Origin of the sequence: Bacillus sp. FSL R7-0646, from assembly GCF_037969865.1 — a bacterium.
Classification (GTDB): domain Bacteria; phylum Bacillota; class Bacilli; order Bacillales; family Bacillaceae; genus Bacillus; species Bacillus licheniformis.
On sequence record NZ_CP150217.1, the window covers coordinates 3,332,783 to 3,348,261 of the forward strand.

General features: G+C 48.5%; 14 protein-coding genes. 3 read left to right on the plus strand and 11 right to left on the minus strand.

Going from position 1 to position 15,479, the window contains the following annotated elements; all coding sequences use genetic code 11:
- Positions 1 to 16: 16 nt before the first annotated feature.
- Genes MKY62_RS17400 through MKY62_RS17410 form a run of 3 tightly spaced genes read right to left on the minus strand, consistent with a single transcriptional unit; the run spans position 17 to position 3,270 of the window.
- A complete protein-coding gene (locus MKY62_RS17400; protein WP_003185146.1) occupies positions 17 to 1,300 on the minus strand; it encodes an ABC transporter ATP-binding protein in 1,284 nt (427 codons plus the stop codon).
- A complete protein-coding gene (locus MKY62_RS17405) occupies positions 1,293 to 2,357 on the minus strand; it encodes an iron ABC transporter permease (RefSeq protein WP_003185148.1) in 1,065 nt (354 codons plus the stop codon). The genes MKY62_RS17400 and MKY62_RS17405 overlap by 8 nt, the downstream gene beginning before the upstream one ends.
- Positions 2,320 to 3,270 (minus strand): ABC transporter substrate-binding protein, encoded by a 951-nt coding sequence (locus tag MKY62_RS17410; RefSeq protein ID WP_003185150.1) that lies wholly within the window; start codon positions 3,268 to 3,270, stop codon positions 2,320 to 2,322. Before MKY62_RS17410 ends, MKY62_RS17405 begins: the two co-directional genes overlap by 38 nt.
- A 379-nt stretch (positions 3,271 to 3,649) precedes the next feature.
- Here MKY62_RS17410 and MKY62_RS17415 point away from each other — a divergent pair, with 379 nt between their 5' ends.
- Both MKY62_RS17415 and MKY62_RS17420 read left to right on the plus strand, forming a co-directional pair.
- Entirely contained in the window at positions 3,650 to 4,330 is a 681-nt protein-coding gene (locus MKY62_RS17415; RefSeq protein WP_016886369.1) for a GntR family transcriptional regulator, read from the plus strand.
- 98 nt (positions 4,331 to 4,428) lie between these two features.
- A complete protein-coding gene (locus MKY62_RS17420; RefSeq protein WP_003185154.1) occupies positions 4,429 to 5,220 on the plus strand; it encodes an SDR family oxidoreductase in 792 nt (263 codons plus the stop codon).
- Positions 5,221 to 5,262: 42 nt separating this feature from the next.
- On the opposite strand, the gene MKY62_RS17425 is transcribed toward MKY62_RS17420, so the two are convergent.
- Positions 5,263 to 5,958: an MOSC domain-containing protein gene (locus tag MKY62_RS17425; RefSeq protein WP_009329569.1), complete on the minus strand. Its 696-nt coding sequence runs from the start codon at positions 5,956 to 5,958 to the stop codon at positions 5,263 to 5,265.
- 160 nt (positions 5,959 to 6,118) lie between these two features.
- Between MKY62_RS17425 and MKY62_RS17430 the strand changes: the two genes are divergently transcribed.
- Positions 6,119 to 7,027: a LysR substrate-binding domain-containing protein gene (locus tag MKY62_RS17430; RefSeq protein WP_016886368.1), complete on the plus strand. Its 909-nt coding sequence runs from the start codon at positions 6,119 to 6,121 to the stop codon at positions 7,025 to 7,027.
- A gap of 37 nt (positions 7,028 to 7,064) precedes the next feature.
- Here the strand turns inward: MKY62_RS17430 and MKY62_RS17435 are convergent, their stop codons facing one another.
- The 7 genes from MKY62_RS17435 to uxaC form a co-directional block, all read right to left on the minus strand.
- The gene (locus MKY62_RS17435; RefSeq protein WP_003185161.1) at positions 7,065 to 8,375 is read right to left on the minus strand and encodes a glycoside hydrolase family 28 protein; all 1,311 of its coding nucleotides are present in this window, start codon (positions 8,373 to 8,375) and stop codon (positions 7,065 to 7,067) included.
- 13 nt (positions 8,376 to 8,388) lie between these two features.
- Positions 8,389 to 9,879 (minus strand): altronate dehydratase family protein, encoded by a 1,491-nt coding sequence (locus MKY62_RS17440; RefSeq protein WP_016886367.1) that lies wholly within the window; start codon positions 9,877 to 9,879, stop codon positions 8,389 to 8,391.
- On the minus strand, positions 9,879 to 11,348 hold the full coding sequence (locus tag MKY62_RS17445) for a tagaturonate reductase (RefSeq protein WP_003185166.1): 1,470 nt from the start codon (positions 11,346 to 11,348) through the stop codon (positions 9,879 to 9,881). Before MKY62_RS17445 ends, MKY62_RS17440 begins: the two co-directional genes overlap by 1 nt.
- 60 nt (positions 11,349 to 11,408) lie before the next feature.
- Complete coding sequence (locus MKY62_RS17450) at positions 11,409 to 12,407, minus strand: LacI family DNA-binding transcriptional regulator (RefSeq protein WP_003185168.1); 999 nt, start codon at positions 12,405 to 12,407, stop codon at positions 11,409 to 11,411.
- A 79-nt stretch (positions 12,408 to 12,486) separates the two neighbouring features.
- The gene (locus MKY62_RS17455) at positions 12,487 to 13,740 is read right to left on the minus strand and encodes a glycoside-pentoside-hexuronide (GPH):cation symporter (RefSeq protein ID WP_339614157.1); all 1,254 of its coding nucleotides are present in this window, start codon (positions 13,738 to 13,740) and stop codon (positions 12,487 to 12,489) included.
- A gap of 12 nt (positions 13,741 to 13,752) precedes the next feature.
- The gene (locus MKY62_RS17460) at positions 13,753 to 13,875 is read right to left on the minus strand and encodes a hypothetical protein (protein WP_339613818.1); all 123 of its coding nucleotides are present in this window, start codon (positions 13,873 to 13,875) and stop codon (positions 13,753 to 13,755) included.
- 35 nt (positions 13,876 to 13,910) lie between these two features.
- Positions 13,911 to 15,332 carry a glucuronate isomerase gene (gene uxaC, locus MKY62_RS17465; RefSeq protein ID WP_009329570.1) on the minus strand — a complete coding sequence of 474 codons (1,422 nt, stop codon included), beginning with the start codon at positions 15,330 to 15,332 and terminating at the stop codon, positions 13,911 to 13,913.
- Positions 15,333 to 15,479 lie beyond the last annotated feature (147 nt).

Here is a 15,479-nt window from a genome sequence, read left to right on the forward strand (position 1 = left end):
CAAAAGACAGGTCAATTTAATCTTTTAAAGCTTTCACACAAGCGGCTGTTTTATTTTGAATTTGTGTCAAAAAAGCGGTTTGATCCGCTGACCGGCCGGATTGAGTGGCCGCTACAAGGACATCACTACACGGAACATGATGCTGGGCTGCGGCAAATGCCGCAGCGCTTATCGCCTTCACAAATTGACCATCCTGCAAACAGCCGTCAACTAACACCCACATGATCAAACGCCCCATCGTGTCTTTCATACCGACGATGCAAAGATCACCGCTTTCCGACACAATATGGCAGTCAGCCAATTCAGCATCATGTTGGATAAACAGCGTTTCCTGTTCAAAAGCTGACGAGCCATGCGGCCATCCAGAGTTATTTCCGCTGTCGAAAATAAGTTTTCGTCTCCAAGCAAAGCCCCTTTCTGAGGACAGAAGCCGCAGCGGGCGGTCTGCCAAAAATGCGATGCCGTGCGGCAAATATTGTTCAATTCGCTCTTTTAAAAAGAGGGGCTCGGTTTTCCGCGGGATGTTTTTCGCCATAATTGTAAACTGCGGATTTGAACGCTGGGGATGGTCCAGTCCAGTGATGTCCGTATCATACACTCGTCCGATGCGCCCAGCAGAAAGAGCTGCTTCCGGGCGGTCAAGAACTTCTGCTTTTCCATCTTTTAATAGCAGCAGACGGTCACAGTATAAACTCGCAATATTCACATCATGAAACACCCCGACCACTGCGAGTTTGGATGCAGCCGTTTCTTGTTTCATTAAATCAAGCAGACTCTTTTGAAATGACAAATCGAGAAAACTCGTCGGTTCATCAAGCAGCAAATATTCGGGTTCCTGGGCAAGTGCCTGCGCTAAATACACCCGCTGCTGCTCTCCGCCGCTCAGCTCATGGATGGATTTTTGGGCGAAGCGAAGCGTGTCTGTCTGCTTCATCACCCTCTTCACGATATCATGGTCTTCCGCCGTCAGCTGCCGAAAAAGGCCTGCTTGATACGCGTAGCGGCCAAACTGTACCGTTTCCTCCACCGTAAAGGAAAAGGCCTGCTCCGTTTTTTGAGGAAGGACCGCCATTTTGCGAGCGAGCTCCTTCGTTTTGTACTCCCCGACTGAACGGCATTCAAGCAGCACCTCGCCGCTTCGGGGGGCAATTGTTCCCGACAACATTTTCAGCAAAGTGGTTTTTCCGCTGCCGTTCGGACCAAGAATTCCTAAAAATTCACCCGGCTTTACAGCAAAACTGATATCCTGTAAGACATCCGTTTTTCCATATCCGCCGGACACCCGGATGACATCAATCATGAACTCGCCCTCCCCGGTAGCGCCGAATTAATATAAAGCCGAAAACAGGTGCCCCTATCAATGCGGTAATAATGCCGATCGGCAGCTCGGACGGCTCGATAATGGTTCTCGACAAAAGATCTGACAGCACGAGGAACGAAGCGCCGTTCAGCATCGAGAGCGGCAGAAGATGACGGTGATCCGTAATCGACAGAAGCCGGATAAAATGCGGAATGACGAGGCCGACAAAACCAATGGTTCCAGACACAGCAACCGCACTGCCGGTTAAAATAGCTCCCGCCAACAGAACGATATATTTACTCCGCTTCACATTCACGCCGAGCAGCCTCGCTTTTTCCTCGCCATAAGTCATCACATTCAGTTCCCTCCCGCTGATCAAAAGCGCGGCAGCGCCCGCAGCAAAAAAGGGCAGAAACAACGCGACATAGCCCCAGCCCCTCATCGATACGCTCCCGAGCAGCCAGTGGACGATCGGTTTTAAATCATCGCCGGTCAAAGCGATCATGAGAGAAATAAGCGCACCCAAAAACGAACTGAAGATGATCCCTGTTAAAATCAAAGCGGACAGGGTCAACAAAGGGTGTACGAGCCGCGCAAAAAACAAAACCAAAAAAATCACGATAACAGCCGCAGCAACGCTTAAAAACGGCAGTGTAAAACTTCCGATCACCGGCAGCTGAATCCCAAAAAACAGCGTGACCACGGCACCGACGGCCGCGCCAGACGAAATGCCAAGCGTATATGGATCCGCGAGCGGGTTTTTCAAGAGCCCCTGAAACCCGGCTCCCGCGGCAGCCAGACCCGCGCCGACAAGAGCGGCCAAAACCACCCTCGGGAGCCTGATTTTCATGATGATGTTCGCCTCTGTCGGATCGGGATTTAACCCTTGAATGCCAAACCATTCTTCCAAAAAAACCTTCATAATAGAAGGAATGGGAATCTCCAAAGATCCGATAGAGATTCCCATAAGAACGGATGCCGACAAAAACAGCAGGCTGAAGGCATATGCCGCAAAACGGTTATTTCTTAAAAACGTCAGGGTAAATATGTTCAGCAAGCTCTTCGACCCCTTTGATCAATCGCGGCCCCGGACGGGTCACGAGGTCAGGGTCCACGTCGTATACTTCATTATTTTTGACGGCTTTGACACCGCTCCAGCCGCTCCGTTTTTTAATTTCGCTGACAGCGGATTCGCCGTTTGTCGTCACGATCGCATCGGGATTCAGCTTGACGATCGCTTCTTCCGTTATCTTGGCCCAGCCTTTCTGCGCGGAAGCAGCATTTTCCGCATGGATCGCTTCAAGCATTTCATTCATAAAGGTGCCTTTTCCGGTCGTATAAATGTCCGGAGCCGGAGACACTTCGACAAATACTTTCTTTTGATCTGCTTTAGATATGGCTGCCGCTTTTTCTTTTATGCCAGCCAGGTCAGATTTCATGCTCTTGACCAGGCTCGCTGCTTGATCCTCTGCGCCTGCAGCCTTTCCGATCATTTCGATCGACCGGTACGTCTCTTCAAAAGAGGCCGCATCATTTACAGTCACCACCGTAATTCCTGCATCTTTCAGCTGCTTCAGCCCTTCTTCGGCACTCTGCATGCTGGAAGCGTGGGCCAGGACCAAGTCGGGGTTTAACGAAATGATTTTTTCCGTATTAAATTCCATGCCCCCGATTTTTTCAACGTTTTTCACTTCTTTTGGATATGTATCAAAATCCGTCACGCCGACGACTTTTTTCCCCAGGCCGAGGGCGTATGTAATTTCGGTATTGCTCGGCATCAGAGAGACGATTTTCTTCGGTTCTTTTTCAATTTTGACCTCTTGTCCTGAGGCATCTTTTATGGTGACCGGAAACGCTTCAGCCGCCTTCTCCTGTTTTTGCTCGTCTGCCGGTTTTTGCGCTTGGCCGCAGCCGCTAAGGACGCCGGCAGCCAACAGCAGCGACAGCAATAAAAGCCCAAACTTCTTCATCCTGCTTCCTCCTCGGGATAAAATAAAAACATCTCTACTCAGTAAAGATGCAGCAAACCAAGAACGTACAAATAAGTGCACATCACTTATACGCATCTGTCCTCGCAGATTACGCGGTCATCATCCAGGCGGTTATTCCGGCTATTGGTTCATCGCTCCCGGCCTGTCCGAACTACTAAGCGGAGCTCTCGCCGGCTTCCCCTCTTAAGCTGCCGATCAGCAGCGCCTTTCTGACTCATTCGTATCCTAATTTCGGAATTATTATACTATAATCGACACAGGTCTGTATATGAGATTCTGAAAAGGAGATTTTCAGCTGAAAAACGTTGTTTTTGCTAAAACAATTACGATATATTGCATATAGAGAAAGGGTGATTTTATGCCGATACCGAAAAACTATACGCCTCAGGTCAGACTTTCAGCAAAGGAAAAAGCGTTTCACCAATTGCAGCGCTGGATTGTAGACGGAACCCTTGAACCCGGCGAAAAAGTCACGGATGTCGATCTGGCCGAAGCGCTCGGCGTCAGCCGCACACCGGTCAGAGAAGCGCTTCAGCTCCTTGAATCCCAAGGGTTTGTGGAAATGAAGCCGGGAAAAGAAACAAAGATCACGCTCATTCATCCCGATGATGCGCTGGCCGTCTATCCTCCGCTCGCACATCTCCAGGCTTTGGCGGCAGAACTGGCTGCGCCGCTTTTAACGGAAGAAGAGATCGCCGAGCTCAAAAAACTCGCTGCTCAATACGAAACCGCGTTTAAAGAGGAAAGGAACCACGATGCAGCTGAACTGGACGAACAGTTCCACCATTTGATTACAGAAGCGGCTAAAAACCCGTATGTTCTTCAGTTTTCTGCCGTTCTGCAGCTTCATGTCAGACGGATGAAGTATGTGTTTTTCAATCGGCCTGCTGCTCCGAAAATGCAGTCCGCCGTCGAGCATTGGAAAATCATCGCCGCTTTTGAAAAAAACGATCCGAAATTGGCGGCTGAAGTGATGAAAAGGAATTGGCTCCGTCCGATGGAAGATATTCATAAAGTTTTAAAAGGCAGGGAACAATAAAGCGCCAAGCACGATTTTCGACCGCGGTATCCAGCTGCGATATACTGTTTATTAGATGTTTTCTTTCATCTTAACTCTGAAACAAGGATTGATGGCATATGGATTTAAAGCTGAAAAACAAACTCGTGCTCGTAACGGGTTCTACTGCTGGTATTGGAAAAGCAACGGCGGAAGCCTTTTTGGCGGAAGGCGCCGAGGTCATCGTAAACGGACGGACAGAAGAAAAGGTCCAGTCGGTCGTTGATGAGCTTTCCCGGCACGGAAATGTTCACGGAATTGCCGCTGATTTATCCGATCCTGAAGAAAGCAGGGCACTGGTCGAAAAAACCGCTGAAATCGGGGAGCTTGATGTCCTCGTCAATAATATGGGCTTCTTTGAAGTGAAGGATTTTACAGACGTGACAGACGAAGAGTGGCTCAAATATTTTGAAGTAAATGTTTTAAGCGCCGTTAGGCTTTGCCGCGCGTTTTTGCCGGCCATGCTGAAGCGGAATAAGGGAAGGGTTCTCAATTTGGCAAGCGAGGCCGGCATTAAACCGCTTCCGCAGATGATCCCTTATTCCATGACAAAAACCGCTTTGATCAGTTTGTCAAGAGGTTTGGCCGAAATGACAAAAGGGACAAATGTGACCGTCAACTCTGTTCTTCCGGGACCTACCTGGACGGAAGGCGTCGCCAATTATATGGAAGGTGCCGCCGCTCAGGAGAAAACCGATTTAGACACCTTTGTCAAAGATTATTTCAAAGTGAATGAGCCGACTTCTTTGATTCAGCGCTATGCAAAACCGGAAGAAGTGGCGAGTACGATCGTCTACCTCGCTTCCGAAAAAGCTGCGGCTATCAACGGTTCAGCTCAAAGAGTGGAGGGCGGAATCATCCGCTCGATTTAACCGAAATCCTCTGCCGGTCGGCAGAGGATTTTTTCCTTTTGGTTAAGAACCCTGCTTCAGACCTCCCGTCAGCCTTTCGCGGTCATCCGGCTCAAAGCCGTTCAGCCGTTTTAAACATGATGCACGCCAATTTGCCGACAGTTCCTCCACCTCGAGAAGTTTTTTGATGCCCTCAATATCGTTCTTTTCATGATGCTTGATGCGATTTGCGTATGAAATCGTAATGCCTTTAGGGTGGCGTGAGATTCGTTTCAGACCATGCTCCTTACAGACGAACCCTTCTTTCAGCACGCGAAAGTAAAAACCCGTAAATCCGGTATCTTGTACCTTCAGTATCATGTCCGGCATACCGTACCTTACGGTTAGTTTATAGCAGGGCTGCCTCGGCTGGCTCACCTGTACAACAGCTGCACCCAGCTGAAAGATGTCGCCGATATGAACGTCATCCTCCAGCAGACCCTTGATCGTTAAATTTTCGCCAAATGCTCCGTATTCCAGCTTTCTTTGCAGTTCCTTTTCCCAAAAGAGATAATGTTCATACGGATAGACGCACACTGCTTTTTCCGCGCCGCCGTGATGAATGAGATCCCCCTGTCCGTCCCCCGTGAAATTAGTAGATGACAGGAAGATGGGGCCGCTTGCCGGCTTCTTGTATATTCCGGTAGACACAGCTTTATTTTGAAACTGAATTTCCTCTGGCTTCCCTACATTGATCGAAAGGATATCGGCATATTCCATTCATATCACCTCTTACATTCAAATGTCCTGCAAACCCCTTTTGAGATTTAAGTATAATCGACCTCTTACCATAAAACTATTCAATCGTTATTATAAAAACAATAGGTTAAACCTATCATTGGAATTCGGCTGTTTTTCAGATGGAGAGGAGGAAAGAGCATTGGAGCTAAAGCAATTGGAATACTTTATGGCATTGTGCCGGGAGCTTCATTTTACCCGCGCCGCCGAAAAACTGAATATCGCTCAGCCCTCGCTGAGCCAGCAAATCCGTTTGCTTGAACACGAAATCGGAATGCCTTTGTTTAACCGTTCAGGCAAACGCACCGTGATGACGGAAGCGGGAAATATTCTGCTCCAGCACTGTTACAATATCTTTCATGAACTGTCACAGGCGCGAGACGCGATCAGCGAGCTTCAAGGTTTAAAACGGGGAACGCTTAAAATCGGGGCGCTTTTGACCGTGGTTAATTATTTGCTTCCCCGGACCGTGGTCGAATTTCACCGCAGCTACCCCAATATTGAATTGTCTGTTTTAGGGCTGAGAACCGGGGATATTTACGACCGGCTGCTGCAAAATGAGCTCGACTTGGGCATTGTAGCCCAGCGGGTGGAACATCGTGACTTAGAAGCCGTCCCATTCCTTACCCAGCATCTCGCCCTCGCGGCGCCTGTTGACAATCCGGTTGCAAAGCGGCAGTTTGTCACGCTTTACGTGTTAAGGGAGATTCCATCCATTTTGCTGCCTGAGACGTATTTTTTGCGGCAGCTGATCAACGAAAAGTGCCGCACGCTTGGATTCGAGCCCCGGCCGGTCATCGAAATGACAACGATGGAATCGATCATGAACATGGTCGGTAAAGGCATCGGCGCCACCATTTTGCCGAAAGGCTATCTTGATGCTATTGGAAATAAATCCATTCAGACGATTCCGATACAAAAGCCGGATTTGACGACGGAGATCAGCATCGTTTACCGTAAAAACAAGCATATGTGCGCTGCAAGCCGGGTGTTTATGAAACTGCTGATTTCCTCGGTCAAAAGCGAAACCGCTGATGCGCCGCCGCGTTAAAAGAAAAATCCTCTGCATGTCTGCAGAGGATTTATGTTTAGGCTTTGTGTGAGTCATAGCGTTTTCCGTTAATATACAGATTCGAAAAAACGGGGTCTTTCACATGTTTCAGTTCCATCGGAACATCGACGCCGTCGATCTCGGAATCAGCCACTTTCAGCCCGGTGACCGGAGAGTGGTCGTATGCCAGCACCCTGATCCCGTATTGTCCGCCCATGCTTTTCAGCTGCTTAACATCAACCGTGCGGACGACAGGTTTGAAATCTCCGGCATCTCCTTCTTCATATTCCATATCGATGGCGATCACTTCGCGCTTCAAGCTTTTGACCGTATTTTTGTGAAAGTAGATGTTTTCAAGAACGCCGCCACGCACCGAATTCGTTTTAATGCGGAGGGCTCTGTCCAAGTTCGGGCTGTCCATAAGATTGCCCTCTGCGATGACGTTCTTCACGCCGCCGGAAATTTCGCTTCCGATCGTGACCCCTCCATGCCCGTCTTTCATTTCGTTATGTTCAATGACGATGTTTTCCGACGGAATGTTGATCCTTCGGCCGTCCGCATTTCTTCCCGATTTGACGGCGATGCAGTCGTCTCCATTATCAAAATGGCAGCCCTTGATCACCACGTTTTTACACGATTCCGGGTTGACTCCGTCGGTATTGGGGCCGTGTCCGATGACTTTGATGCCGTCCACTGTCACATTCTCGCAAAGCACGGGATGAACTTGCCACATCGGCGAATTCAGCACAGTGACGCCTTGAATCAATATATGTTTGCAGCGATACGGCTGAATGAAATTCGGCCGCAAATAATGCCCTTTTCCAAACTGCCGCTCAGTGACCGGGATACCGCGCTCAGCCATTTCAAACAAAGCGTTCCGATCTTTTTCCTGTGAAGGCTGGCCGTTCGTTCCTCTTTTCCACGGCCACCAATGCTCGTCATCTCCTTGACCGTCAAGCGTGCCCTTTCCGGTTATCGCAATATTATCGGCTTCGTAAGCGTAGATGAGCGGTGAATAATTATAGAGCTCGACTCCTTCAAACCTCGTCAGCACAACAGGGAGATAATCTTCAGGGTTCTGACTGAATTTGATCACCGCTCCCTTTGCAATATGAAGATCCACATTGCTTTTCAATCTGAGCGCACCGGAAAGAAACACGCCTTCAGGAACCGTTACTCTTCCGCCGCCGGCTTGGTGGGCTTGATCAATCGCCTTCTGTATCGCTTCGGTCGAATCGTTTTTTCCGTTTTCGTCAGCCCCAAACGATGTGACATCAAATGAGCGATTCGGAAATACCGGAACCTTCAGCTTCTTTACAATCTCTTCTTTTATTTTCTGCAGACTCACGTTACCGCCCCCTTTATAATGTGACGCCTGTTTTATATATCGCAAGCTCCCTGAAATCGTTTATCTCATTGTTCAGCTGCCTGCCGCTTGCGACTTCGATCAAATACGCTGTCAGCTCCTTCAAAACGTCATCTTCTGATCGGTCTTCGAGCACCTTTCCCGCATTAAAATCGATCCAATGGCGCTTTGCCTCATAAATCGCCGTATTTGTCGAAATTTTCATCGTCGGCACAAAGGTGCCAAAAGGAGTTCCCCGTCCTGTCGTAAATAAAACGATTTGACACCCTGCAGCGGCCAGTGCGGATGAAGCAACAAGGTCATTTCCCGGAGCACTCAGCAGGTTCAGCCCTTTCTTTTTCAAAACGTCCCCGTATTCAAGGACATCCGCCACCTTTGAAGTGCCGGCTTTTTGCGTACAGCCGAGCGATTTATCTTCCAATGTCGTAATGCCGCCCGCTTTGTTTCCCGGAGACGGGTTTTCATAGACGGGCTGCCTGTGATCGATAAAGTACTGTTTAAAATCGTTGATTAAGCGGACAATTTTATGAAACACTTCCTCATTTTCAGCCCGCTCCATCAATAGCGTTTCTGCCCCAAACATTTCAGGCACTTCTGTCAACACCGCCGTTCCCCCTTGGGCGATCAGAAAATCGGAGAGCCGGCCGAGCAGCGGGTTCGCGGTAATGCCGGAAAATCCATCAGATCCGCCGCACTTCAAACCGATTTTCAGTTCAGAAAGCGGAACATCTTCGCGGTGGTCACCTTTTGCATGCTTATAAATTTCCTTTAACAGTTTGACGCCTTCCGTGACTTCGTTTGATACCTCTTGGGAAAGCAGAAACTTGACCCGGCTGTGATCGTAATCGCCGAGCGCTTCGCGGAATTCGTGAATGCTGTTGTTTTCACAGCCGAGCCCCAGCACAAGGACACCGCCTGCATTCGGGTGGTTGACGGCATTCGCCAAAATCGTTCTCGTGTTGATATGATCGTCGCCAAGCTGTGAACAGCCGTACTGATGCTTTAATACGTGAACGCTTTCAAAAGGGGCGATGGAGCCGACCTCAGCCTTAAATTCTTTGATGATCAGCTCTGCAATGCCATTTACACAGCCGACAGTCGGGACGATCCATAGCTCGTTTCTGATCCCGGTTTTTCCGTCTTTTCGTTTAAAGCCTTTAAATGTAAGCGGTTCTTTTTGATAGCGGTTTTCCGTAAACTTCGGCTTGTAGCTGTATTCTTCGACACCGCCCAAATTCGTTTTCACATTTTTCGTGTGCACCCACTCTCCCGTCTGAATCATTTCAGTGGCGTGCCCGATCGGAAAGCCGTATTTGATGACGTTTTCATTTTCAGCGATGTCTTTTAAAGCAAACTTATGGCCTTTCAAAATCGGTTCCTTGATCACGATGGTTCGTTCTCCGACAGTGACCGTTTCACCGGTCTGCAATTCTCTTAACGCAATGCCGACATTATCTTGAGGATTGATCATCAAGCAGTCTTTCATTACATGTCCCCCAGCTCAGCCATTTGGCTTTTCATCATTTTTTCCAGCGCCTTCCTCATTCCCGTTTGTTTCATGTCCCTTAAATATTCAGCCGTCTTGTCCGTCAATCCGGGCATGTCGTTCAGATTTTGCCCCCACACTTTTTCAAACCCAAGAACATGGAATGCGATGTTCGAAACGTCTGTCTCTTCCGTCCAGAGCCGTTTGAGGAAAGCCAGCACCTCATCGTCGTCAGACAGCGGAATGGCCCCATCATCCCCATCCCGTTGGCCTCGGTAAAAATAAATTAAGGCGCTTAAAGCAAATACGGTTCGAGCCGGAAGTTTGCCTGTTCGTTCCGCATATTCCATTAAGACGGGCAAATTTCTGACTTTGAATTTTGCAAAGGAATTTAAGGAAATATCGATCAGCTTGTGACGGATAAACGGGTTTTTAAAGCGGTCGAGAATCTCTTCCACGTAGTTGTCAAGCTCGCTATCGGGCATATCGATCGTCTCGAGCACCTCCCGCTGGATCAGCTCTTTCACAAATGAGCCGATAAGCTCGTCTTCAGCCGCTTCGCGAACCGTCTCAAGGCCTGCCAAATAAGCGACCGGCGTCATCGCGGTATGGGCGCCGTTTAAAATTCTCACTTTTCTTATCCTGTACGGCGTCACATCCTGGACAAACTCGACATTCAGACCGGCCTCATGAAGCGGAAGCTCGTCTCGAAGCCATTTCGGCCCTTCAATCACGAACAAATGATACGGCTCCGCCTTCACCATCAAGGAATCGTGATAGCCGGCCGCCTCTTCAAGCCGGTGTGCATTTTCTTTCGGGAATCCCGGTACGATCCTGTCCACAAGCGTATTGCAGAACACGTTTGCCTCTTCAAGCCAATCGATGAACCCTTGTTCAAGCGCCCACGCGTTTGTATAGCGCAGCACAATGTCTTTCAGTATTTTCCCGTTATCCTCAAGCAGCTCACACGGGAGGATCACCAGACCTTTTTCCCTGCTTCCCTGAAAAGTCATGTATCGTCTGTATAAAAGTGCAGTCAGCTTCCCTGGATAGCTTTTCTGCGGACGGTCGGACAGACGGTCTTCCTCGATATAAATGATGCCGGCCTCTGTCGTATTTGAAAATACAAACCGCAAATCCGGCAGATCGGCCAGCTCCATAAATTCATCATAATGCTCATAGCTGCTGACGACTCTGCTGATTGATGTAATGACAGCAGAATCGCGAACCTCCCGTCCTTCCCGGAAACCTTCAAGATAAAGCGTGTAAAGCCCATCCTGTTCTTGAAAGGCCGTTACTGAACCGCGGCGCGGAGGCACGACGACGGCACTGCCGTTAAAATCGGTTTCTTCATTCAATCTATGAATCTGCCAGTCAATAAACCCCCTCATAAAGTTACCTTCCCCGATTTGCAAAATCCGTTCGGGGCGGCTCGGCTTAGACCTTATCCGTTTGGACAGCCTCTCCATTTCAATCCCCTCCTCATTTCTGCACACGTTCACATTTTACAGCGCATCAAAAAAATGATGCTATAGATGCTTAACTGAATTGCGAATGATCAGCTCCGTGCTGATGAGCGTCTGCCCGCCTTCTGCCTGCGGGTTTTCGATCAATGACAGCAGGCTTTCCGCACCAAGCATGCTGATTTTTTCAGTCGGTTTTTTTACCGTCGTCAATGACGGTGTCGTATACGCCGAAAATCCGCTATCGTCAAAGCCGATAATCGACATATTGTCAGGACAGCGTTTCCCGTTTGCATAGAGGGCGTTCATCGCGCCGATCGCCATATCATCATTGGCGCAAAACAGGGCTGTCGGAGGATTCTTCAGCTTTAGCAGCGTTTCAGCCGCGCGAAAGCCGCTTTGCATCGTATAATCGCCTTGAACGAGGTATTCGCCGGGCATATCAAGGTTTGAGTCGCGAAGCGCGCGAAGAAAGCCTCCTTTCCTTTCTTGAGACGATTTAAAGCCTTCTTTCCCCTGCACCATGGCGATCTGTTTGTGGCCGTTTTTGATCAAGTATGAAGCAGCGAGGAAAGCGCCCTCGTGTTCATTCGCCAGTATATTGACAACGGAGTGCCCTTCGATTTTTCTGTTCAGCACGACGACCGGAATATTCTGTTTGAGGACATGCTCAATAAAAGCCTGATCCTGTTCGCTTTGGCTGATTAAAATCATGCCGTCATAGCGGTTGCGGTGAATGGATGACAAATCATGATAATCGTCGATTCCCCTGACAACCATATTATAGTTTTCATCGATCACCTTGTTGACGCCGCGCAGGATGTCTGCAAAGAAACTTGAAGACGTCCCGTCTGTCAGGCTTGTTAAAAACAGGCCGATCGTAAAAGACTTTTGCGTGACAAGGCTTTTCGCATTAAAATTCGGTTTATAATTCATTTCGGCTGCGATGTCGAGTATTTTCTTTTTCGTGTTCTCTTTTATCAGCGGACTGTTGTTCAGCGCTCTGGATACTGTGGTGTGCGATACATTCGCCAGCCTGGCGATATCTTTAATCGTTACTGACATTGTTTTTTACCCGCCTTTTCTTGCTGTTGTTACCATCAGTTTACCATATCAAAAGCGCTTTTTAGAAAGTGAAATTCCGCTATGTTCTCGCTTTGATTTCCGCGACCATTTCGGCGTGCTTCTGATCCGTCAAACGGTACAGGTAGCCGAGAACGAGAATGGCCGCCGTCAGCGCTGCTGCCGGATACAAAAGGAGAATCGCTTTAATGCCGAGCAGCGTCCCCGCTTTTTGGGCCGCATTCGGCACATAGCCGATGATGCTGAGACCGATCCCTGACAGGAAGCCGGAGAGCGACTGAGCCAGCTTTCTCGAAAAATTAAACAGCGAGTATACCGTTCCTTCTTTCCGTTCCCCTGTTCTCCACTCGCCGTAATCGATCGCATCTGATACGAATGCCCAGGTGATTCCGTTCGGAATGCTGATGCCGATGAAGGCGATGCTTGCGAGAATCGTAAAAACAAAGACATTGCCCGGTGCGAAAAAATTGATCAGATCGGCACAGACAGAAACCGCGAGCCCCAAAATGGCGGTATGCTTTTTCCCAAAAAGCTTCACGAGCTTCGGCAGCATGATGACGCCGATAAAGGATGAGCCGATGATGATGAAATTCATGTAGGCCATCAGTTCGGCGTTCCCGAGGTTATACTGCGCGAAATAAATCAGCATCGCGGATTTAAGGTTATAGGCTGAAATCGTAAAAATTGTCATGAATATTAGCGTAAGGAGCGGCTTGTTCGTAAAAAACGTCTTTGAAATCGCTTTGAATGTCACTTTTTCCTGTTTGTACTTCTCATCTTTTACGACGATCCGTTCCTGACAGTTCCTGTAGCAAATGTAGAAAAACAACACACCCAGAAAAGACATCAGCCCCATGACGACCGGATAGGCAACCGCAGGGTTGTCAAACCTGACAATCATCGGGATGACAACAATGCTCGTCACAAACAGGGCGCCCAGCGAGCCGGCTTGGCGAAAGGAAGCAAGCGAAGTCCGTTCCACCGAGTTTTGCGTCATGGCAGCCCCGAGCGAGCCGTAAGGGATGTTGACAAAGGAATAGCCGAGACCCCAAAGCATGTATGAGGCATAAGCGTAGATGAGTTTGCCCGTCGGTGACAGATTCGGCGAGATGAAGGTCAATATCGTCAAAATCGCAAGCACAAAGCTTCCGTATAGCAGATACGGCCTGAATTTGCCTTTCGGGCCGATATTCTTCCTGTAGTCGATCGATGTTCCCACAATCGGATCGACAAAAGCGGCGAAAAGTTTGCTCACAAGAAAAATGCCTCCGGCTGCCGCCGCCGGAATGCCGGCAACATCCGTAAAAAACTTCAGAAGATAGAGCTGTCAAAGGTCAAACATAAATCCGTTCCCAAAATCTCCAAAACCGTAAGAAACCTTTTCTTTTAAACTTAATTTCTCTTGAGTGACGGCGACTGTTTCGGTTTGTTTGTTCGTCGATATTTCCATGAAAAAGCAGCTCCTCTGCTAGCCAATTTGTGAATCTAAGCTTTCAAACGATCTTTCACTTCAAACTGGAAATAGTGTTTTGCATTTTCGTAGCAGATCCCTTTTACGATCCGGCCCAGCAGTTCGATATCATCCGGCGCTTCGCCGTTCTCAACCCATGTGCCGATAACATCGCAGAGCAGGCGCCTGAAATATTCGTGTCTTGTGTAGGAAAGAAAGCTGCGCGAATCAGTCAGCATACCGATAAAACGGCTCAATAGACCGATGTTGGCAAGCGATTTCATTTGTTCGAGCATGCCGTCTTTCGTATCGTTGAACCACCAGGCGGTACCGTGCTGGATTTTCCCCGGTATCCGGCCGTCCTGGAAGCTTCCGCAAAGGCTTGAAATCACGACATTGTCCCGCGGGTTTAAAGAATACAAGATCGTTTTTGGCAGCGCATCTTTTCGATCAAGAGAATCGAGAAAGCTGCACAAAGGCTTTGCGATATCCTGATCATTAATCGCATCATATCCCGTATCAGGCCCGAGCTTCCGGTACATTTTGCTGCTGTTGTTGCGGAGGGCGTTAATGTGGAGCTGCATCGCCCAGCCCTTCTCCGCATAGCATGTTCCCAAAAAGTGCAAGGTCAAGGATTTGAATTTGCACTCTTCCTCAGGCGAGGCGCTTTCCCCGTTCATCACCTTTGCAAAAATCGGGCGCACTTCGCTCTCATCTGTTTCCGTGTACATCATTTGATTGATGGCATGATCCGATATCCGTCCGCCTGCTTCATGGAAAAAGTCAATTCTGTTTTTAAGCGCTTTCAAAAAATCGTCATAATTCGCTATCTTCATACCGCTAGCTGTTTCAAGCTTTCTCACCCAGGCGGCAAAACCCTCTTGATTGATTTCCATCGCCTTGTCTGGCCTAAATCCAGGTAAAACGCTTACATTAAAGTCTTCATCTTTCAGCTTTACATGATATTCAAGACTGTCTGTGGGGTCATCTGTCGTGACAACCGTTTCAACGTTTGATTTTTCAATCAAGTCTCTGGCGCCGAACCCTCCTCCGGCCAGCTGTTCGTTAACCCGCTCCCAAATATGCGGCGCGCTCTTTTCATCAAGCCGGTCATCGATGCCGAAAAACCTCCTCAGCTCCAAATGGGTCCAATGATAGAGCGGGTTTCCAATCGTCATCGGAACCGTTCTTGCCCAGGCGCTGAATTTCTCCTCGTCTGACGCATCTCCTGTAATAAACTCTTCGGATATTCCATTGGCCCTCATTGCTCTCCACTTGTAGTGATCACCGTAGAGCCATACTTCGGTCAGGTTTTTAAACGTTTTGTTTTCGTAAATCTCCTTCGGGCTCAAGTGGCAGTGGTAGTCGATGATCGGCATTCCTTTTGCATACTGATGGTACAACACTTTCGACGTTTCATTCGTTAAAAGAAAATCGTCATTCAAAAACGGCTTCACAGAATCTCCACCTTTCTTTATTTATAAATGTTAACGTTAACAAAACCATCTGCAGCATAATGTGAACGTTAACATTTAATCTTATTTTATACTAACCGCGCCTTCTTTTCCATTATTTTCTCAACATAAAAGAAGCCTAAAGGCAAT